Raw genomic sequence first — 19,589 nt, forward strand, 5'->3', positions numbered from 1 at the left:
ATCCCCGATCGCTTCGATGTTCTGACGTCGGCCGCACGACAAATCCGTCGGCTCCACATTGGGTGAGCGCGCATGATCCGCCAGCAACATCGTTCCAGTCGATGGAATGCTCGCAGATGCTATAGAAATAGCCAATTATTGTTGTGCGGGTGCTTCGAAGGCCTTCGGTGCTTTGCTCACGCTGCTGCGCCTGTCTTCCGAAGATCGGCAACTAGATAGAGTAAGATAATCAATTGACAACCTGTATCAGAATGAGGTACGTACCGCATAAATGACGGTGCGGTCGCTGCTTGTGCGGCGTTGCTTTGGTCCCCTTGGGGCGGGCGTCCAGACGTGGCGGTGCGACGTTTCAGTGTTCGCGTGTCTTGAGCCGATGTCGTCGCAGCCGTCTCGCGGTCTGATCAGGCCGAAGACGAGGCGGCTGGCATCGTCGGGGTGGGAAGCGCTGTGTGAACTCGGGCTGCGGCAGGCCGAAGCTCTCGATGTCACATCGGTGGCCGGCGGTCCGGCTTCGCGCCGGCCTGCGGGTGAGGATGTCGTTTGCGTCGGCGCGTGGTCGCGCCGGCTCTCGAGTGTCGCACGATCTACAAAAAAATGCGGGGAGAGCGCCAATGGTCAAAATCATCTCGATGCTCACGAACAACGATCTGACGGTCGAAAACGCCAGGGAAATGTTCGAGGCGTCCAATCATGCCCCGACCCAGTTCTGGGGGTTCAAGGACACCGGCATCTCGGCTGATCGTGCCGGCGAGCTCGCGAAGGTGATCGCGGACAAAGGCAAGACGATCGTCTTCGAATCGTTCGGCGAGCTGGAGGACGACTGTCTGCGTGCAGCCGAATTCGCCATCCGCAACAAGTGCAAATATCTCATCGGCTGCCAATTCCATCCCTCCGTGGTCGCCCTTCTGCAGGGATCGCCCGTGGTGTACTTCCCGACCATCGGGCGTCGCGCGGGAGTGCCGCGCTATCTCTACGGCAGCACCGAGGACGTCGTTCAGGACGGTCAGCGCGTCCTTGCGAGTGGCGCCGACGGCATCTGCCTGTCGATGTACCGCTACAAGGACGGCGATCCTCATGACCTCGGGGTGGCAGTCCTGAAGTCAGTTGGCCCTCACGCGACCATCGTCAGCGGTAGCATCAACACCTTCGAGCGCCTCAAGCAGGTGCGGAAACTGAGGCCCTGGGGCTTCACCATCGGCTCTGCCTTGTTCGACGAGGCTTTCGGCAAGGGGCTGACCTGGCCCGAGCAGATCTCGGTCCTCGATGCCGTGCTGACTTGCGACGCCGGCGCAGCGCTGAGCGCCTGACGCCAGGCTGATCGGTCCCACCCGACGACATTCGCACGTCGAAACACGCTGGAGCCCATCGCTCATGCGCGGCAGATCGATGGTGCGCCGCCAAAGGTTGGAAGCATCAAAATGAAGTCCATGAAATTTGGCATCATCGTTGGAAGTCGCGGTTTCTTTCCGGGCCATCTTGCGGCGACCGGCCGGGAGCACATGATCCGCGCGCTCGAGCGGGCCGGTCACGGCTGCGTCGTTCTCAGCACGGGCGATACCGAACATGGCGCGGTGCAGTCCTTCGAGGATGCCCGCAAATGCGCCGCACTGTTCAAGAGCCGCGCTGGCGACATCGACGGCATCATCGTTACGCTCCCCAATTTCGGGGAAGAACGGCCGATCGCCGACACCTTGCGCCTGTCCGGCCTGAATGTGCCCGTCCTGATCCAGGCGACCCCCGACGATCCGTCCAAGATGTCGATCCAGTGGCGCCGCGACAGCTTCTGCGGCAAGATGTCGGCCTGCAACAACCTCCGTCAGTACGGCATCCGCTATTCGCTGACAAAGTCCCACTGCGTTGATCCGCTGAGCGATGAGTTTCAGGAGGATCTCGCCCGCTTCTCGGCGATCTGCCGCGTCGTCGGGGGGCTGCGCGGGCTGCGCATCGGCGCCATCGGCGCGCGGCCGCAGGCTTTCAACACCGTCCGCTACAGCGAAAAGTTGCTCGAGAAAGCGGGGATTTCCGTCATCACGCTGGACCTCTCGGAAATCCTCGGCCGTGTGTCGCGGTTGACCGACGACCACGCGATCGTCACCGACAAGCTCGATGCGATTCGCAGCTATATCGATATCAAGGGCGTGCCCCACGCCGCCATTCTCAGGCAGGCAAAGCTTGCAGCGGTGACCGAAGAGTGGATGCGTGAGGCCGATGTGTCCATCAGCGCGATCCAATGCTGGACCTCGCTGGAGGAAAACTATGGCGTCGTGCCCTGCACGATGATGAGCATGATGAGCTCGAAGCTGATGTCCAGCGCTTGCGAAGTGGACGTCTGCGGGCTGATCGGCATGCACATGCTGGCCCTGGCCTCGGGGACACCGAGCGCGCTGCTCGACTGGAATAACAACTATGGCTCGAACGCCAACAAGGCCGTGTGTTTCCATTGCAGCAACCTGCCCAAGGAGTTCTTCAGGAACTACCGGATGGACTTCCAGGAGATCATTGCTGGTACCGTCGGCAAGGACAATACCTACGGAACGGTCGACGGCTCGATCAAGTCCGGCCATATGACCTTTATCCGCGTGAGCACCGACGACACATCCGGACGGATCTGCGGATATGTCGGGGAGGGCAAGTTCACCGAGGATCCGCTGGAGACCTTCGGCGGCGCCGGCGTGGTCGAGATCCCCGAGATGCAGAAGCTGCTGCGCTACATCTGTGAGAATGGCTTCGAGCATCACGTCGCCGCGAACTTCTGCTCGGCCAGCGATGTCATCGTCGATGCCACGCGCAACTATCTCGGCTGGGATTTCCACTTGCACGACGGCAAGGCCTGACGCCGGCTGCCGGAGAGCCGGCCCCGGTCGGCTTCGATCTACGCGATCCTTTTTCGGAAACCGCTGGAGCGGCCAATGCTGCTTGGGATGAGGTACCGATGATACAGCCGATGCTCAACATGTCGGAGACAGCGGACCGCTGGAGCGTGACGCCGGAGCGTATCGCCATCATCGGCACCGGGCCGCGAGGAATTTCCGTGATCGAGCGGCTCGCCGGCAGGCTCGCTGAGCGATCAACGCTTCGATCCCTGGTGGTCTATGCGATCGACAGCGTGGAGGTCGGTTGCGGCCGCCTTTGGCGCACCGACCAGCCCGACTGGCTGCTGATGAACACGCGCTGCAAGAACGTGACGATGTTCCCGAACCCGCCAGACGGAGCGGCCTGGCGCGCGGGATATGGACCGACATTCATGGAATGGTGGCGGCAGATCGACGTCAATTATCCCGGTCCTTCGGGGTTGGCCCCCCGGGGGCTTTACGGGAAGTATCTGAAGTTCGTCCTCGACGTGGTCGAACTGAACATGCCCGAGCAGATGCACATCGAACGGGTGCAGGACAGGGTCACCGACATCGCTGAGCATGCCGGCGAGTATGTGCTGAGCTTCGAATCCGGGCGCGACAGTCTCCGTGTCGACCGTCTCGTCATCTGTTCTGGCTATCCTCTCAGCAAGGCGAAATCGGCGAGGCAGGGATCAACGGCGTCATCACGGCACCTGACCTCTTTCGACGTGCTCGAGACCTTTCAAAGCGGCCTGTCTCTCCCGGCGGACTTGTCGGGGCAGACCATCGGTCTCAGGGGGCTTGGTCTTTCCTTTTATGACGTGCTGTCGGAACTCACCCTCGGTCGTGGCGGCCGGTTTGCGCATGGCAACGATGGGGATATCCGATACGTGCGAAGCGGCCGCGAGCCGCGGCTGATCGTCGCCGGATCACGCAGCGGCTTCCCGCTGCCCATGCGCGGCAGGAACGATCGTCCCGCAGGGGTCGGCTTTGCGCCGCGATTCTTTACCGAGACACGCATCGCGAAGATCAGAGCCGAGGGGCCGGCATGCTTCCGCACCAGCTACCTGCCCTGGCTCACGGCTGAAGTGAACCTCGCCTATGTCGAAAAGACGCTCGGGCCCGATCGCTTCGACAGCTTCAGCAAGCAGCTTGACGCGTGTGACGTCAGCACCGCGACCATCATGCCGTTGATGTCGGAGCTGGCTCGCTCCTTTGGCGTGGAAGGTCTGCTCGACCTCGAAGCGATCGCCGCGCCGTTCAAGGGCATGTCGTTCCCGAGCCAGGACGCCTTCAGGCGGGCGGTGGTTGCGCTGGTTCGCCAGGATGTCGCCCGCTCCGAGGCGGGCGAGTTCACCGATCCGGTCAAGGCCGGTCTCGATGTTCTGCGTTTCATTAGGCCCCTTATCCGCAAGGCGGTGGACCTGGGCGGGCTGACCCCTACGTCCCACTGCGAATTCATCACCAGCATCGGCCCGACCATCGCCTTCCTCTCGACCGGACCTTCCCTGACTCGGGCCAGGCAACTGCTCGCGCTGATCGAAAGCGGCCTGGTTGAACTGCTTGGTCCAGGTGCGAGCTTTCGCGAAGCGGATGGGGCAGGCTTCATCGCCTCGTCGAATGTAGTCGAGAACTACAGCGCGGTCGTCGATGTCCTCATCGACGCATATGTGCCGGTGCCGAATGTCGACGTCGACGACAATCCCGCCATTCGCAGGCTGGCCGATGCCGGACTGCTGAGGAGCTTCATGGGCAGCGGCGGCGTCCAAGTCACCGCCAAGCCGTTCCATCCGGTCACCAGGGACGGCGAAGTCAAGGACCGCATCCACGTGCTCGGAATCCCCACGGAGGCTGCCAGGTGGTTCTTGCATGTCGGCGTGATCGAGCCGGGCGTGTGGGACGAATTCATCGACGACGCGGACGCGATCGCAACCGTCGCCATCGAGAAGCTCGTGCCGAGCAATCCAGGGCTGGATGAGCGGGGCAGCGAAAACGCCGGAGGGGGCGCTAGGCGGAGTCCGAACAAGTATCTGGTCTGACGCAAACGGCGCCGACGGCGAAGCAACAAGACGGGTGGGGAGATGCAGAACCGGGTTTTTGGACAGGTCGACGGCGTCGACGTCCACGAGGTCACCCTGCGCTCGGACAATGGCATCGAGGCCAGGATCCTGACATGGGGCGCGGCCGTACGGGACCTGTTGATTCCCACAGCTCGCGGCCGGCAAAGGGTGGTGGTCGGCTACAACACGCTGGACGACTATGTCGCCGACACGGCCTATGCCGGGACGATTGCGGGGCGCTTCGCCAACAGGATCAGGAACGGCCGTTTCGACCTCGATGGCCTGGTCTGCCAGCTGCCTCTCAATCAGGACGGCAAGCATATGCTGCACGGAGGTGGCGACGGTCAGAGCTTCAGCCGGAGGCCCTGGATGCTCGACACCCATGATCCATCATCGGTGATGATGTCGCTGCGCTCTCCGGATGGCGACGCCGGTTTTCCTGGTAATCTCGACGTTCGCTGCGTCTATCGGCTGCTTGGTCCGGCGACCTTGCGGGTTGAGCTGACTGCCACGACCGATGCTCCGACGCTCTGCAACCTTGCGAGCCATGGCTACTTCAACCTCGAACTGCCGCCCGGCTTTGCCGACGCTGCCGTGCCGAACGCAATCGACCATGAATTCCTTGTGGAGGCGGATTTCTACACACCTGTCGACGACGATCTCATTCCGACCGGCGAAATCCGGTCGATCTCCGGCACGCCGTTCGACTTTCACCGGCAAAGACCGCTGCGTCATCCGGACAACATCACCTATGACATCGGCTTCGTCTTGCGTCGGCAGCCCGTGCCGGACAACGATCTGGTCCATGCCGGAACGCTGTTCGGGCCACGAACGGGAATGGCCCTCGACGTGTTCACGACCGAGCCGCACCTCCAACTCTACGACGGCGGCAGCTTCAAGGGGCCGGCCGTCGGCCTCGACGGCGCGCGTTACGGCAAGCATTGCGGCATCTGCCTCGAGCCGCAACGCTACCCTGACAGCCCCAACCATCGACACTTCTCCGACGCCGTGCTGCGGCCCGGCGACACCTATCGGCAGGTGACGGAGTATCGTTTCCGCGCATCGTGACACGCAACGAAGGGCGAGCAAGATGGGATTTTCCTTCACGAACCAGGATCAGCAGACCCTCGTATTGATGCAGTCTGTTGCGGAAGCAACAGCACAGGCGGCCGGCCGCCTGGCTCTGTCCTATCTGCGTCAGAACAAGCCGCTCGAGATCGAAACCAAGGGTCCGCAAGACTTCGTCACAGCGGTCGACAGGGCCGTCGAGCTGCTGATTAGGAAGCGCCTGCAGGAGGCCTTCCCCTATCACGCCATTCTTGGCGAGGAGTTTGGGCTCGATCGGGAAGGCGAACGGATTGTCTGGGTGCTCGATCCGATCGACGGCACCTCGAACTTCATGCGCGATCGCCCGAGCTGGTGCGTTTCGATCGGGGCTGCGATCGAAGGCCAACCGGTGCTGGGTGTCATCTACGATCCGGTCAAGGACGAACTCTACAGCGCTGCGGCGGGTCGGGGCGCGACGCGCAACGGCGAGCCCATCACCGTCAACATGCAGAGCTCGGCCGGCAAGTCCGTCTTCGGCGTCGGCTTCACTCGCGGCAAGAGCGCTGCAGCACACGCCCGGCAGATCAATCACATCCTCGAACATGGCTGCGAGTACCGGCGGTTTGGTTCGTCGGCCATGATGCTCGCCCAGGTCGCTGATGGTCGGCTGGACGGCTATGCCGACGCGCGGACCAGCGTCTGGGACGTGATCGCCGGGCTGGTCCTGGTGCGCGAGGCGGGCGGGGTGATCGAGAGCTTCATCGAAAGCGGCGCGCAGGACGGAGCGATCCTGGCTGCCGCGCCAGCCGCCGCCGAAACGGCGTCACGCCTGCTTGCCATCGACCTTCAACACGACCTGCGGCAACCCGCCTGATGGTCAGCGGCGGGGACGCCGCGATCGCCAATGCACCGGAAATTCGCCTGGAGGAGGACATGCGAGCTCAGCAGAGAACCGGTCTATACAAGCCGGAGACGGTTGCGGAAGCGCTTGCGGCGCTTTCCGATCTGGGGGGCGGGACGATCATGGCCGGAGCCACATGGATCATGCGGGCGCCATTTCGTCGGGAACCGATGAAGCCGGCCTATGTCTCGCTCGCGCAGGTTCCTGAACTGCATCGCATCGAGGTGACGCAAACCCATGTGAGGATTGGCAGTGCTGTCACCCACGCAAGGCTCGTACGCGAACTACAAGCGCTTCCGGAATTGAGCGGGCTGGTGACGGCGGCCGGCGATTCCGCCAATCCCGCCGTCCGTCAGGCAGCAACCGTAGGCGGAAATCTGTGTACGGCGGATTTCGCTGCCGCGGACCTCGTCCCGGCACTGCTTTGTCACGATGCCGAAGTCGAGATCTTGACGACGGAAGGTCGCCAGCTCTTGAGCCTCGATGCCTTCCTTGGCCTTCGGCAGATGCTTGAAAGCGCCTATCTGCTCGTGTCCGTGCTTGTCCCGCGGCGCCCACTTGCCTCCGCCCATGCGCGCTTGCCGCTCAGGAAGGCCGGAGATTATCCGGTGGCGATCGTCAGTGTTGCCGTCGAACGTCGGCCAGACGGTGACATGCGAGGCGCCGCCATTGCCGTTGGATCGGTCGAAGCTGTCGCCCGGCGATGGCGCGGCCTGGAACGGGCGGTTGAGGGGCTGCCGCTCGATGCGATGCGCATCCACCAGCTTGCCCTCGATCTGGCCGACGAGTTTGTCGGTCGGGACGGACCCGAGGTGCCCGGATGGTATCGCGTCAAGGTATTGCCGACCCTGGTGCGGCGCGCCTTCGCAAAGCTGCAGCAACACTAGCAGGAGCGGAAAGACATGGTGGTCCGCATCGAGGTGAACGGCGAAGAGCGCAGTTTCGACGGAGACGTGGTGACGCCGCTGCTGGATGTTCTGCGCAACAGCTTCTTCCTGACCGGCGCCAAGGACGTCTGCCGGGAAGGCTTCTGTGGCGCCTGCATGGTCCACGTCGACGGGGTGCCCGTGATCTCCTGTCTGACTCCGGTCGGACTGGTCGACGCCAAGAGCGTGTTGACCATCGAGGGGCTCGGCGACGAAGGTGATCTTGTTCCCCTGCAGCGGGCCCTCGAGGAGGAGGGCACCGTCCAGTGCGGCATGTGCTTTCCCGGCATCGTCATGAGCCTGACGAACCTGCTCGCGCAGCAGCCTCTGGCCTCGCGCGACGACATCAAGCGTGGGCTCTGCGGCAACGTCTGTCGCTGCACCGGCTACGAGCGCATCGTCGATGCCGCGCTGACGCTTGCGAGGAACGAGGGGCGCACAGATGTCTGAAGCAGAAGCCCTGGCTGCGGTGGTCAATTTCGCGAGGCGTGACGCCCGGGACAAGTTGCGTGGACGCACCCGCTACATGGTGGATCAGGTCCGACCGGGGATGCTGCACGGCTTCGTCCTGCGCGCAACCATGCCGTCGGCGCGGATCGTGAGCATCGACACGTCCGCCGCGCGCAGGATGCCTGGCGTGAGAGCTATCGTCACCGCGGAGGATGCGCCCGGCAGGTTCGGCATCGGCATTGCCGACCAGCCTCTCTTTGCGAGCGACGTCGTGCGCTATCACGGAGAGCCGATCGCGGCCGTTGCTGCGGATACGCTTCGGCAGGCGCGGGAAGCGGCGGCCGCGATCGACGTCAGGCTGGAGGCGATGCCTGCGGTCCTGACCATGGCCGAGGCCCTGTCCAGCCATGCGCATCTCGTGCACCGCGATTGGAAGCGCTACGAAGTGCTGCTCGAGGCCGAAGGCGGCAGGCGAGGCGGCAACATCGCCTGGGAGGCGACCGTTGCACGCGGAGATACGGCGGCGGCCTTTGCCCGCAGCGACGTCGAAATCATCGAAAGCAGCTTCCGGGTCGGCCGGCAGAGCCACATGCAGCTCGAGCCGCGCGGGGCTATCGCCTCCTATGAGGACGGCAGGATTCACCTGGTCGCCTCGACGCAGGCGCCCTGGACCGTGAAAAACGTGACCGCGCGTGCACTCGGTCTTCCTCCCTCCCAGGTTCGTGTCACCGTGCCGCCCGTCGGTGGCGGCTTCGGAGTGAAGTACGGCTGTTCGATCGAGCCCTATGCGGCTGCGCTTGCGCTGGTGGCGGGGAGGTCCGTCGCCGTCATCAACTCACGGCAGGAAGAACTGCAGACCTGCCCGTGCCGGGAGAACGCCGAGATCCATATCCGTTCAGCAGTCAGCAGGTCGGGAGATATCGTCGGCCGCGAGGCCACGGTGCTGATGGATTGTGGCGCCTATGGCGGCGAGCAGATCTATCTGACGACGATGACCGCGCATACGCTGGGATCGGCCTATCGCCTCGGCGCGGTCAAGATGACCAGCCGCGCGGTCTATACCAACACCCCGCCCAATGGCGCGTTCCGCGCCTGCAACGGCGTCTACAACGTCTTCGCGCTCGAACGTCACACGGACGAGATCTGCAGCGCCATCGGCATGGATCCGCTGGAGTTCAGGCGCCGCAACGTACTTGGCGACGGCGACATCGGATCGACGGGGCAGGTGTTCGAGGGACATGTCCTCGGACCGATGCTGGACCGCATGCAAGCAATGTCCCGCTCCCGGCCATCCAAGCGAGCCGAGGCCGGGGAGCGCCTTTACGGCAAGGCGACCACGGTGGGGACCTGGTTCGTGTTTGTCGGGCCCTCCGCGGCCACCGTCAACCTCAACCCCGATGGCAGCGCCACGCTGGTGACGGCCGGGGTGGAAATCGGGCAGGGCACCATGATGCAATCCCTGCCGCAGATCGTTGCGGCCCGGCTCGGCATTCGGCCCGACGACGTCGTGGTCCATGCCGCCGATACCGATGCGGCGGGCTTCGACGTGGGCGTGGGCGGCGGGCGGACGACCGTGTCACTTGGCGCGGCCGCCTCAGTCGCATGCGACGAGGTGCGTCGGAAGCTGCTCGAGGTCGCGAGCAAGATGCTGCAGACCAGCCCCAACCAGCTGGTACTGAAGAATGGCCATGTGGAAATTATCGGGAGAGCGGGCGGGGGCATCTCGCTCGCCAGGATCGCCGAGCATGCTCAGTCGGTCAGCGGCCCGATCTCCGGCAGCGGCTCGTTCACTCGCGCGGGAGTGCCCGCCATGATGGGTTGCGCGGCGGGGCACTTCCTGGATGCCGTCGACATTCCCGTCTTTGCCGTCCACGAATGTGAAGTCGCGATCGATCCGGATACCGGGCATGTCGAGGTCCTCAGCTATCGGGTGGTGCAGGACGTCGGACGGGCGCTCAACCCGAGCGCCATTCACGGCCAGATTCAGGGCGGCGTGATCCAGGGACTCGGCTACGCGCTGCACGAAGAGGTGACCATCGATCCCGAGGGGCAGATCGCGCAGTCGGGTTTTGGCAGCTACAGGGTCCCGCTGGCGCAGGACGTGGTCCCCGTGGAGATCGCGTTGCACGAAGGCGCGCCTTCGATGGGGCCGTTCGGGACAAAGGGAGCGGGCGAAGTGCCCATCCTGAATGTCGGCGGCACGATCGCCTGCGCCATCGCCAACGCCATCGGCAAGAGAGTGCAGGAGCTGCCGCTGACCCCGCCACGTGTCCTGAGCCTCATGCTCGACAGGACGGAAGACCTCGATCTGCGGCACGCGCCGTTCTAGCCGCCCTTCGCACAGCACATCGAGCCATCGCAATGAATCGCCCGATTGGAGTGTAGAACTGACATGGCCGCGACAAGCACCGCCAAGATCGTGCCGGACAATGATTATGTCGTCCGGTTCCTGGGCTCCTGGACCTACCGCGCCAACGCCTTCCGAGTGGCCGATCTGCTGGTGGCCGAAGACATCACGGACCGGACATCCATCCTCGGCGTCGCCAAAGGTGACGATGTGCTCGCCGAACTCGTCGCCTTCCTTGCGGATGCGCGGCGCTTCGTCCGGACTATCGACCGCAGGCTCAGCATCGGCATCGTCTTTGCCGTGTGGAAGGAGGTTCGGCGACTCCAGCCTTATTCCGCGGACAATCCGACCGGCGAAGACGCCTTGCGCGCCAAGGTGGCGGAGTTGGAGTGGCTGTTTCGCGACACGCCGGTGACCTGGAGCATCTACATCGTCGACGACGAGTGTCCCGATGGAAGCCTCGAGGTCGCACGGACAATCGTCGACGAGGCAGGATGGAAGAACATCGTCCTGCTCAAGCTCCGCGACGCCCTGCCGTCCTCGGAGCTGCCGCTGTCCAAGCTCGACGGCGCACAGTCCTCGACAAAGGGCGGGGCCATCCTCCACGGCATGCAGCGGGCCGCGAAGGACGGGCACGACTATGTCATGTACACCGACTGCGACAACAGCAATCATCTGGGCCAGATCGGGCTCTTCCTGCGCGAATTGTTGGGCAAGGGAAAAAAGGCGGCGATCGGCGACCGCCGGGCCACGCGCATTTCCGAATGGCAGACGACGCGCGAGAGCGAATCCTACGCCAACTACATCTTGAAGCGCGTCCACGCGCTGCTGGATTTCGATCTGCTTCTTGGGGACGTCACCTGCCCGTTCAAGATGTTCGAACGGGAGTATCTCCTGGGCCTGCTCGAACGCATGGACGTCTTCGACTTCTGTGTCGATTTCGACATCGTCGGCTATCTGAAGACCAGCGGCGCGCCGGTTGCGATCGTGCCCATCGTTTCGGTGGACTCCGACAGCGAGACGACCTGGATCGCGCTCACCAATGTCAAAGTGTGGTGGCAGAAACTGCACGGCTTCATCTATGTCATCGAAAAGTACAAGCTGGCTCACAATGAACACGCCGCCAGCCTGGTTCGGGAAAAGCTTTGGACGCAGGACAATATCCGGAAGGTCCTCGAGGTCGCGGCCGGTGGTGTGACCTCCAATGGTCGCCGCCTGACCGCGGAGGAACAGCTCGCGATGCCTTTCGCGGAGGTCGACGGCTGGATTCGGTCTGCACTGGCAACTGGCGCCACCTGAACGCATCTCCCGGTGAAGATCGCTCAGCGCGACGGTCGCAGCCTCCGAGGTGCGAGCGACACAAGCTCGATCGAGCGGATGTGCCGTCTTCTCGCTTCTGGCGTGATCCGGCCGCGATGCCCGAGGAATATGCGGTGCGAAACAATACGCCGGGCGAGCGGGCGAATGCAGAATGATATGCCGTCGGACAGCCGAATCCGGGACATGGAGTGGCGGATACCGCTCTAACCTGTGCCAGCCGAAAAGCTGGAGAAGCCGCATGCCCGCACCCCTGGTGCACGTCGAAACGTCGCCCGCGCTGCCCGAACGTGCAGATGCCGTGATCATCGGCGGCGGCATCGTCGGCGTCTTCGCAGCCTATTACCTCGCGCGTCGCGGGCTTGCCGTCGCCTTGATCGAGAAGGGACGGATCGGCGCCGAACAGTCGAGCCGCAACTGGGGCTGGTGCCGGCAGCAGAACCGGGATGCGCGCGAGCTGCCGATGGCGACGCTGAGTCTCGATCTGTGGGAGCGTTTTGCCGCGGACAGCGGCGAGACCACCGGCTTCTCGCGCTGTGGTCTGTTCTATCTCAGCAATGACGAGGCGGAGCTTGCCGGCTGGGCACGCTGGGGCGAATTCGCCAAGACCGCCGGCGTCACGACCTTCATGCTGGATAGCCGGCAGGCTACCGAGCGCGGCGCAGCCACCGGACGCAGCTGGAAGGGCGGCGTGTTCTCGCCGACGGATGGCATCGCGAGTCCCGCAGATGCCGCGCCCGCGGTGGCGCGTGCGATCCTGAAGCAGGGCGGCTCGGTGCACCAGATGTGCGCCGTGCGCGGCGTTGAAACCAGCGGAGGCCGGTTGTCGGCGGTGATCACCGAGCGCGGCACCATCCGCACGCCGCTGGCGATCCTGGCGGCGGGCGCGTGGGCGTCGTCGTTCTGTCATCAGATCGGTGCGGCGCTGCCGATCGCCTCGATCCGCGCCTCGGCCCTCGCGCTGTCGCCGTCCGCCGAGCCGCTGCCTCCTGCGTTGCATACGGCGGCCGTTTCGATCACGCGGCGCGGCGATGGCGGCCACACGCTCGCGATCAGCGGGCGCGGCCGCGTCGATCCGACCTTGCAGCAGCTCCGCTTCGCGCCGCACTTTCTGCCGATGTTCGCCAAGCGATGGCGCAGCCTGCTGCCCGGCGGGTTCGAGGGCCTGCGCGCCGGACATGAGACCGTCGGGCGCTGGCGCCTCGATGAGCCGACGCCGATGGAGCACAATCGTATCCTCGATCCCGCGCCGGATCGGGCGACGGTCAGCCTGACGTATGCGCGTGCGCTCGAACTGCTCCCGGCGCTGAAGCAGAGCCGGATCACGGCGGCATGGGCGAGCTACATCGATTCGACGCCCGACGGCGTGCCTGCCATCGGTGAGTTCGCCGCGCTGCCCGGCTTGATCGTGGCTGCCGGCTTCAGTGGACATGGTTTCGGCATCGGTCCCGGCGCCGGTCATCTCATCGCCGATCTCGCAACCGGTGCGGTTCCGATCATCGACCCCGCGTCCTATTCGCCTGATCGCTTCGCGCGGCTCCGCGCCACGAAGGTCGCAGAGTTCTGACCCGGCCTCGTTCGCGCGCGCGGTCCGGTCATGCCCTTCTGCTTGAGCGCCGCGAGGAACCGAACAGCCGCGGACAGCATCTGCTGTCGGCTGATCTTGTGCTTGTAGACGAGGCGCGAGCGGATCTGGTTGTTTGTGCGCGCGCTCGCGGCGGCTGAATCGGGACGTCTGAGGCGTGCGGCGATGCCTCCGCTGCCGACGTCAAGTCGGGCGATGCCGAGCGCGCGGCAATCCAGTCTGATCCGCGTCGTCGCGATCAGATTGGCCGCTGCGGGCGGAAGACTCCCGAAGCGGAGCTGCATGTCATCGGCGATGTCGTCGATCTCGGCCGCGGTTTCGGCATGGGCGAGGCGCGCATAGACCTCCAGCCGCGTGGTCGGGTCTTGCACGTAGTCGGTCGGCAGGAACGCGGGAACATCGACATGCAGCTCCGGAGTCCACATGTCGGCGGCGCGATGCGGCCGGCCCTTCAAGGCGCGTCCCAGCAGCTCGTGGTAGAGCGCGGGGCCGAAGATCTGCACATGGCCCGCCTGTTGTTCGGATAATAGATCGCCCGCGCCCCTCAGGTCGAGATCACGCGCGCTGATCTGAAATCCGGCGCCGGCAAAGCTCAGCTCCTGGAGCGCCGCGAGCCGTTTCTGCGCGTCTTCGCCTGGGTCATCGGTGAGCAGATAGGCGAACGCTCTGGTACCGCCGCGTCCGACGCGGCCACGCAACTGATGCAACTGGGAAAGCCCGAACTGCTCGGAGCCGGAAATCAGAATCGTATTGGCGCGAGGTATGTCCAGGCCATTCTCGACGATGTTGGTGGCCAGCAGCACGTCGGCCCCGCCGGCGACGAACCTCATCAGCTGTGAGTCGATGTCGCGGGCCGGCATGCGCCCATGGATCACGGCGATGCTGAGCTCCGACACGGCCTGGCGCAGGCGCTCCTGCATCGGGCCGAGATCCTTGATGCGTGGACAGATCACGAAGCTCTGGCCGCCCCGCCGATGTTCCCGGCGCAACGCCATCGCCAGCGTGGAATCGAGCGCCGCCGCGATCCTGGTCACGAGGGGCAGGCGCTGTGCCGGTGGTGTCGCGATGACGCTGAGATCGCGCAGGCCTGCCATCGCACCGGCCATCGTCCGCGGGATCGGCGTGGCGCTCATGGTCAGCGTGTGGAGGCCGGACCGCAACGCCGAGAGCCTGGCTTTCTCGGCGGCCCCGAAATGCTGCTCTTCGTCGATGATGACGAGACCGAGATCGGCAAAGCGAACGTCCTCCGCGGTGAGCGCGGTGGTGCCGATCACGAGCCGGAGCGAGCCGTCCGCGAGTTGCCGCTTGACGCTGCGCGCATCGGCGGCCGACGACAGGCGCGAGAGCTGGCCGATCTCGATTCCGAACGGCGCCAAGCGCTTCGTGAAGGTCTGGACATGCTGGGCTGCGAGCACCGTGGTGGGAACGATCAGAGCCACCTGCCGTCCGGCGAACACCGCGGCCGCGGCTGCGCGCAACGCGACCTCGGTCTTGCCGAAGCCGACATCGCCGCACACGATCCGGTCCATCGGATGTCCCGAGGCGAGATCCTTCAGCACATCCTCGATCGCGGCGGCCTGATCCGGCGTGGCGAGATAGGGGAAGCGCGCCACGAAACGCTCATAGTCCACGGCGGGCGCGACGATCCGCTGCGCCTTGCTGTGCCGGCGCGCCCGGATCAGCTCCGACAGCCGCCCGGCGATGCGGTCGATCTCACCTTCTGCCTGGAGGCAGCGTGCGGCCCAGGAGCGGCCCTCGGCGTCGTCGAGCCTGATCCCGCTCGGATCTCGCGCATAGGGCCAGATCAGCGCGAGCTCCGCGACCGGCAGCAGGATCGCTTCGCCGTCGGCAAACACCAGGCGGATCAGTTCGCGCGTGCTGACATCCGTGGTCGAGACCAGTTCAAGCCCCTCAAGCAGCGCGAGCCCGCGCTGGAGATGAACGACGGCGCTGCCGGGAACGGGACTGATCTCGGGCTCCACCGCAATGGCCTGCCGCCGCGCCATCGGCTGAAGATGCCGGGCGCGGCTGCCGAGAACCTCGGCCGCGGTGATCACGACCAGCGGACGCGGCGTGTCGATCGTGAAGCCGCGCTCGAGATCGACCAGCAGCGAGGTGATCACGTCACCGCGTGTTCGCGTTGCCATCGACCAGTCGGCACGCCGCGGGAACGTCGTGCCGCTGATGCGCTCCATGCGCTGGAGATCGTTCTCGGTGCCCGCGGTGAAGATGATGCGGGCCTTCCGCTGCCTGCACGTGGCGATGTAGCGCCGAAGCGCTGTAGAGGGCGATCGCTGCAGGGCGAATTTCGGGACCTGCTCCTCATCCGCCGAGCGAGGCAGAATGGTAGCCCTCCGCATGACGTGATCCCAGGCGCTGCGGCCCATGAACGCGCGTGCGCGCTGGTCGGCATCGACCGCGGCTTCGTCGATGACCGCATGACGGACCTCTGCGCGGTGCGACACATCGGCGTCGGCGATGAGCTCGGCACCATCGAGATAGTCAAAAATGTCGACCGAGGCCATATCGCGGCCGGGGTGCCGCTCCGACATCGGATCGATCGTCAGCATTGTCGTCGCTGCGATCTCGGCCTGATTGATGGGATCGAAGAAGTGGATGCCGCTGATCACGCCGTCGGCGTGGCTGATCCGTGCCGGTCCGAGCGCGCCGGCTGCGAAGATCTCCGTGGTTTGACCATGAAACAGAACGCCGCCGGGATAGTCCGGCGGATCATCAGGCTCATAGCCCAGACCGATCAGCGCGTCGCGAAACCGCTCGATGTCGATCGGCTGTCCGACATTGATCGGCAAGCTGGCGTCGCTCCAGTAACGCCGGGCGGGGACGCGTGGCAGCAGCGCCTCGACCGTCGAGACCAGGAATGGCCGTGCCGCGTCTTCAGCAAGGCGTCGCAGCACGTGAGCGCGCCGTCCAGAAACCTCCCGCGACGGTTCGGCATCATCGAAGGGGGGAGTGTCGAAACGTGGCAGGACGAGCACGTCGCAGTCCGGATCCATCGTATGCATCACCGCCGCCAGATGCTCGGCGCGCGCATCGTTGCTCGCGACGAACACCAGACCTTTCGGCGCCGCCCGTTGCCATTGCTGCAGCAGATCGAGCGCAAGGCGTCCCAGCGGCGCGCTGGATGACGGCAGTCGTCGTCGCGCCCGCGCGGTTGCCGATGTTGCTGCTTTGAGCGGAGCGGAAGACCGGGCCATCACGGACCCAACACCGCAATCGTGATCGCGGTTCCGCTGTGGCGCTTCTCACCCCATGACAAGGTATGGATTGCCCGAGGTCGCCCCCGATCGTACCACGTCCCAAAGCCATGTCCGAGATTGACGGACGTTCGTCATCCCATCCGAGCGCGCTCCCTCGCAAACCTGCCGCTCCAGACCGAGGTAAAGATCACAATGACGAGAATTCACGTGAACGGCCGGGACTACGAGGTGGCGGCGGAGGCGGATACGCCGCTGCTCTGGGTGCTCCGGGATACGCTGGGATTGACCGGAACGAAATATGGCTGCGGCATCGCGCAGTGTGGCGCCTGCACGGTCATGATCGACGGGCAGGCGACGCGGTCCTGCCAGGTGCCGCTCGACAGTATCGGCACGGCCGACATCCGCACCATCGATGCGATCGAGCAGGACAGCATTGGCCGCAAGGTCGTCGAAGCCTGGGTCACCGACCAGGTGCCGCAATGCGGCTATTGCCAGTCCGGGCAGGTGATGGCCGCCACCGCGCTCCTGAAGCAAAATCCGAAGCCGTCCGACGCCGACATTGCCGACGCCATGACCAATCTGTGCCGCTGCGGCACCTACAACCGCATCGCCGCCGCCGTTCGTCGCGCGGCCGAGGCCTGAGGAGACATCACGATGAACGCGCTCTTCAAGACCGATCTGTCGAACGCTCTGCCGCTGCTGTCCGTTCAGGGTGTAACCAACCTGTCGCGCCGCCGCCTGCTCGGAATTGGCGCCGGCGCTGTCGTGCTGGGCACCTTGCTGCCGGCGCTCGGCGCACGTGCCCAGACCGCTGCTGCCGTGAAGCCCGGCACGCGCGTGCCGGCGTTTCTGGTGATCGGCAAGGACAATTCGGTGAAACTGCTCAGTCCCTTCGTCGAAGGCGGGCAGGGCATCAACACCGGCCTTGCGCAGATCGTCGGCGAGGAGCTCGACGTGCATCCGAGCCGGTTCGAGGTCGAATGTGCGCCGCCCGGTCCGGACTACGCCATCATCAACGGTCTGCGGCTGACGGGCGGCAGCTTCTCGACCCGGTCGAGCTATGAGGTGATGCGCAAGCTCGGCGCCAGCGCGCGCGAGATGCTGATCCGCGCGGCCGCAGTGAAGCTGAACGTCAAGCCGGACACGTTGACGACCGACGATGGCCATGTCGTTCACGCCGCCTCGAACCGCCGCGTGGCCTATGGGGATGTCGCCGAGCAGGCGCTCGCGCTGACGCCAGCCGCCAACGTCGCGCTGCGTGATCCCGCGACCTTCCGCTACATCCGCCAGCCGATGGCGCGGCTCGATGTCCGCGCCAAGTCGACCGGCAAGGCCGTCTATGCGATCGACCAGAAGCTCGACGGCATGCTGTACGCGGCGATCCAGCATGCGCCCGTGCTCGGCACCGAGCCGGAGCGCATGAGCAACGAGGCGGCCGTCAAAGCGATGCCCGGCGTCCATGCCGTGCATCGACTGCCCGGCGCCGTCGCCGTGACCGCCGACAGCTGGTATCGCGCGCGCAAGGCGGTCGAGACGCTTGATGTCACCTGGTCCAAGGCGCCGGCGAGCGGCTTCGATGCGGTCGCGGCCGACTATTCCTCGGCAGGTCTGCTCGCGGCGCTGAAGGCGTCGAACGCGAGCGGCGTCTCCGCGGAGAAGGATGGCGATGTCGCGACGGCCTTTGCCGGCGCCGCGACGATCGTCGAAGCCGAGTATGACGCGCCCTATCTGGTCCATGGCCAGCTCGAGCCGCCGTCCTCGATGGCGCGCTTCAATGCCGACGGCACGCTCGAACTGTGGGTGCCCAACCAGATGCCGGAGCTGTTCCAGGGCATCGCGGCCAAGGTCGGCGATGTCGCGCCGGACAAGGTGATCCTGCACTCGCCGATGCTCGGCGGCTTCTTCGGCCGCCACTTCGCCTACGGTTCGTCCAATCCGTTCCAGCAGGCGATCCTGCTGGCCAAGGCAACCAAGCGCCCGGTCAAGGTGCTATGGTCGCGCGAGGAGGAGTTCAAGATGGACGCGCTGCGTCCCCTGAGCTTCAGCCGCTTCAAGGCGGCGCTCGACAAGGACGGCAAACCGATCGCGATCCAGGTCCGCACGGTCGGCGAGGGGCCGATGGGGCGCTGGTTCGGCGTCACCGCCGGCGGCAAGGTCGACAGCTCCGCGGTCGAAGGCATCGTCGAGAAGCCCTATGCGATCGCCCATCGCAGCATGGAGTATGTGAAGTTCGCGCACCCCGTGACCATCGCGTTCTGGCGCTCGGTCGGTCACTCCATGAACGACTACTTCTACGAGGGCTTCTTCGACGAGATCGCCGATGCCGGCAAGCAGGATCCGTATCAGCTGCGGCTGGCGCTGCTGAAGGACAAGCCGCGCCATCTCAAGCTGCTCGAGACGGTGGCGAAGATGTCCGGCGGTTGGAAGCGCGGACCCTACGATGCCGAGGGCGGCAAGCGCGCCCGCGGCGTCGCGCTGGCTTCGCCGTTCGGTTCGGAGACGGCGACCATTGCGGAGGTCTCGCTGGAGAAAGGCGAGGTGCGCGTCCACAATCTCTGGGTCGCGTTCGATCCCGGCAGCATCGTCAATCCCGCCATCGTCAAGTCGCAGGTGGAATCGGCGGCCGCGCTCGGCCTGTCGGCGGCGCTGTTCGAGGAGCTCGCCTACAAGGACGGCCAACGCCAGTCGCATAATTTCGACGACTATCCGATCCTGTCGCGCGCCGCGATGCCGAAGGTCCAGGTTGAGATCATCGAGAGCGGCGCGCCGATGGGCGGCGTCGGCGAGCCGGGCCTGCCCGGCATCGCGCCGGCGGTGGTCAATGCGGTAGCGGCGCTGACGGGGCGGCACGTTCGCAGCCTGCCGCTGGCCAAGGCGAAGCTCGGCGTTTGAGACGAGTTGTCA

Annotated in this window: 13 protein-coding genes; 12 read left to right on the plus strand and 1 reads right to left on the minus strand. The window is 65.1% G+C overall.

Features of this window, described 5'->3' with window-relative positions:
- Positions 1 to 533 precede the first annotated feature (533 nt).
- The 10 genes from ACQR0Z_RS06195 to ACQR0Z_RS06240 all read left to right on the plus strand — a co-directional run bounded on the left by ACQR0Z_RS06195 (position 534) and on the right by ACQR0Z_RS06240 (position 13,449).
- A complete protein-coding gene (locus ACQR0Z_RS06195) occupies positions 534 to 1,307 on the plus strand; it encodes a hypothetical protein (protein WP_434918048.1) in 774 nt (257 codons plus the stop codon).
- Positions 1,308 to 1,418: 111 nt separating this feature from the next.
- Entirely contained in the window at positions 1,419 to 2,834 is a 1,416-nt protein-coding gene (locus ACQR0Z_RS06200) for an L-fucose/L-arabinose isomerase family protein (protein WP_434918049.1), read from the plus strand.
- Positions 2,835 to 2,944: 110 nt separating this feature from the next.
- Entirely contained in the window at positions 2,945 to 4,873 is a 1,929-nt protein-coding gene (locus tag ACQR0Z_RS06205; protein WP_434918050.1) for an FAD/NAD(P)-binding protein, read from the plus strand.
- Between the two features lie 42 nt (positions 4,874 to 4,915).
- Positions 4,916 to 5,962 carry an aldose epimerase family protein gene (locus ACQR0Z_RS06210; RefSeq protein WP_434918051.1) on the plus strand — a complete coding sequence of 349 codons (1,047 nt, stop codon included), beginning with the start codon at positions 4,916 to 4,918 and terminating at the stop codon, positions 5,960 to 5,962.
- A 22-nt stretch (positions 5,963 to 5,984) separates the two neighbouring features.
- Positions 5,985 to 6,815: an inositol monophosphatase family protein gene (locus tag ACQR0Z_RS06215; protein WP_434918052.1), complete on the plus strand. Its 831-nt coding sequence runs from the start codon at positions 5,985 to 5,987 to the stop codon at positions 6,813 to 6,815.
- Positions 6,815 to 7,729 carry an FAD binding domain-containing protein gene (locus ACQR0Z_RS06220; RefSeq protein ID WP_434918053.1) on the plus strand — a complete coding sequence of 305 codons (915 nt, stop codon included), beginning with the start codon at positions 6,815 to 6,817 and terminating at the stop codon, positions 7,727 to 7,729. The genes ACQR0Z_RS06215 and ACQR0Z_RS06220 overlap by 1 nt, the downstream gene beginning before the upstream one ends.
- 15 nt (positions 7,730 to 7,744) lie before the next feature.
- Positions 7,745 to 8,218, plus strand: coding sequence for a (2Fe-2S)-binding protein (locus tag ACQR0Z_RS06225; RefSeq protein ID WP_434918054.1), 474 nt, complete (start codon positions 7,745 to 7,747; stop codon positions 8,216 to 8,218).
- Positions 8,211 to 10,547 carry a xanthine dehydrogenase family protein molybdopterin-binding subunit gene (locus tag ACQR0Z_RS06230; protein WP_434918055.1) on the plus strand — a complete coding sequence of 779 codons (2,337 nt, stop codon included), beginning with the start codon at positions 8,211 to 8,213 and terminating at the stop codon, positions 10,545 to 10,547. Before ACQR0Z_RS06225 ends, ACQR0Z_RS06230 begins: the two co-directional genes overlap by 8 nt.
- Positions 10,548 to 10,610: 63 nt before the next feature.
- Positions 10,611 to 11,864 (plus strand): glycosyltransferase, encoded by a 1,254-nt coding sequence (locus tag ACQR0Z_RS06235; RefSeq protein ID WP_434918056.1) that lies wholly within the window; start codon positions 10,611 to 10,613, stop codon positions 11,862 to 11,864.
- A gap of 259 nt (positions 11,865 to 12,123) precedes the next feature.
- Positions 12,124 to 13,449, plus strand: a complete 1,326-nt coding sequence (locus ACQR0Z_RS06240) for an NAD(P)/FAD-dependent oxidoreductase (RefSeq protein WP_434918057.1) — start codon at positions 12,124 to 12,126, stop codon at positions 13,447 to 13,449.
- On the opposite strand, the gene ACQR0Z_RS06245 is transcribed toward ACQR0Z_RS06240, so the two are convergent.
- The gene (locus ACQR0Z_RS06245) at positions 13,395 to 16,682 is read right to left on the minus strand and encodes a DEAD/DEAH box helicase (protein ID WP_434918058.1); all 3,288 of its coding nucleotides are present in this window, start codon (positions 16,680 to 16,682) and stop codon (positions 13,395 to 13,397) included. The two genes, ACQR0Z_RS06240 and ACQR0Z_RS06245, sit on opposite strands and share 55 nt — an antisense overlap.
- 195 nt (positions 16,683 to 16,877) lie before the next feature.
- Here ACQR0Z_RS06245 and ACQR0Z_RS06250 point away from each other — a divergent pair, with 195 nt between their 5' ends.
- Both ACQR0Z_RS06250 and ACQR0Z_RS06255 read left to right on the plus strand, forming a co-directional pair.
- Complete coding sequence (locus tag ACQR0Z_RS06250; protein ID WP_434860218.1) at positions 16,878 to 17,327, plus strand: (2Fe-2S)-binding protein; 450 nt, start codon at positions 16,878 to 16,880, stop codon at positions 17,325 to 17,327.
- Between the two features lie 12 nt (positions 17,328 to 17,339).
- Positions 17,340 to 19,577, plus strand: coding sequence for a molybdopterin cofactor-binding domain-containing protein (locus tag ACQR0Z_RS06255; protein ID WP_434918059.1), 2,238 nt, complete (start codon positions 17,340 to 17,342; stop codon positions 19,575 to 19,577).
- The last annotated feature ends 12 nt before the right edge of the window (positions 19,578 to 19,589 follow it).

The sequence above is a fragment of the Bradyrhizobium sp. HKCCYLS3077 genome (assembly GCF_051167555.1).
GTDB lineage: Bacteria > Pseudomonadota > Alphaproteobacteria > Rhizobiales > Xanthobacteraceae > Bradyrhizobium.

Bases quoted from the DNA above. Each gene is read 5' to 3' on its own strand.
- ACQR0Z_RS06195 (WP_434918048.1), top strand. From the start codon at position 534: ATGTCGTTTGCGTCGGCGCGTGGTCGCGCCGGCTCTCGAGTGTCGCAC.
- ACQR0Z_RS06200 (WP_434918049.1), top strand. From the start codon at position 1,419: ATGAAGTCCATGAAATTTGGCATCATCGTTGGAAGTCGCGGTTTCTTT.
- ACQR0Z_RS06205 (WP_434918050.1), top strand. From the start codon at position 2,945: ATGCTCAACATGTCGGAGACAGCGGACCGCTGGAGCGTGACGCCGGAG.
- ACQR0Z_RS06210 (WP_434918051.1), top strand. From the start codon at position 4,916: ATGCAGAACCGGGTTTTTGGACAGGTCGACGGCGTCGACGTCCACGAG.
- ACQR0Z_RS06215 (WP_434918052.1), top strand. From the start codon at position 5,985: ATGGGATTTTCCTTCACGAACCAGGATCAGCAGACCCTCGTATTGATG.
- ACQR0Z_RS06220 (WP_434918053.1), top strand. From the start codon at position 6,815: ATGGTCAGCGGCGGGGACGCCGCGATCGCCAATGCACCGGAAATTCGC.
- ACQR0Z_RS06225 (WP_434918054.1), top strand. From the start codon at position 7,745: ATGGTGGTCCGCATCGAGGTGAACGGCGAAGAGCGCAGTTTCGACGGA.
- ACQR0Z_RS06230 (WP_434918055.1), top strand. From the start codon at position 8,211: ATGTCTGAAGCAGAAGCCCTGGCTGCGGTGGTCAATTTCGCGAGGCGT.
- ACQR0Z_RS06235 (WP_434918056.1), top strand. From the start codon at position 10,611: ATGGCCGCGACAAGCACCGCCAAGATCGTGCCGGACAATGATTATGTC.
- ACQR0Z_RS06240 (WP_434918057.1), top strand. From the start codon at position 12,124: ATGCCCGCACCCCTGGTGCACGTCGAAACGTCGCCCGCGCTGCCCGAA.
- ACQR0Z_RS06245 (WP_434918058.1), bottom strand. From the start codon at position 16,682: ATGGCCCGGTCTTCCGCTCCGCTCAAAGCAGCAACATCGGCAACCGCG.
- ACQR0Z_RS06250 (WP_434860218.1), top strand. From the start codon at position 16,878: ATGACGAGAATTCACGTGAACGGCCGGGACTACGAGGTGGCGGCGGAG.
- ACQR0Z_RS06255 (WP_434918059.1), top strand. From the start codon at position 17,340: ATGAACGCGCTCTTCAAGACCGATCTGTCGAACGCTCTGCCGCTGCTG.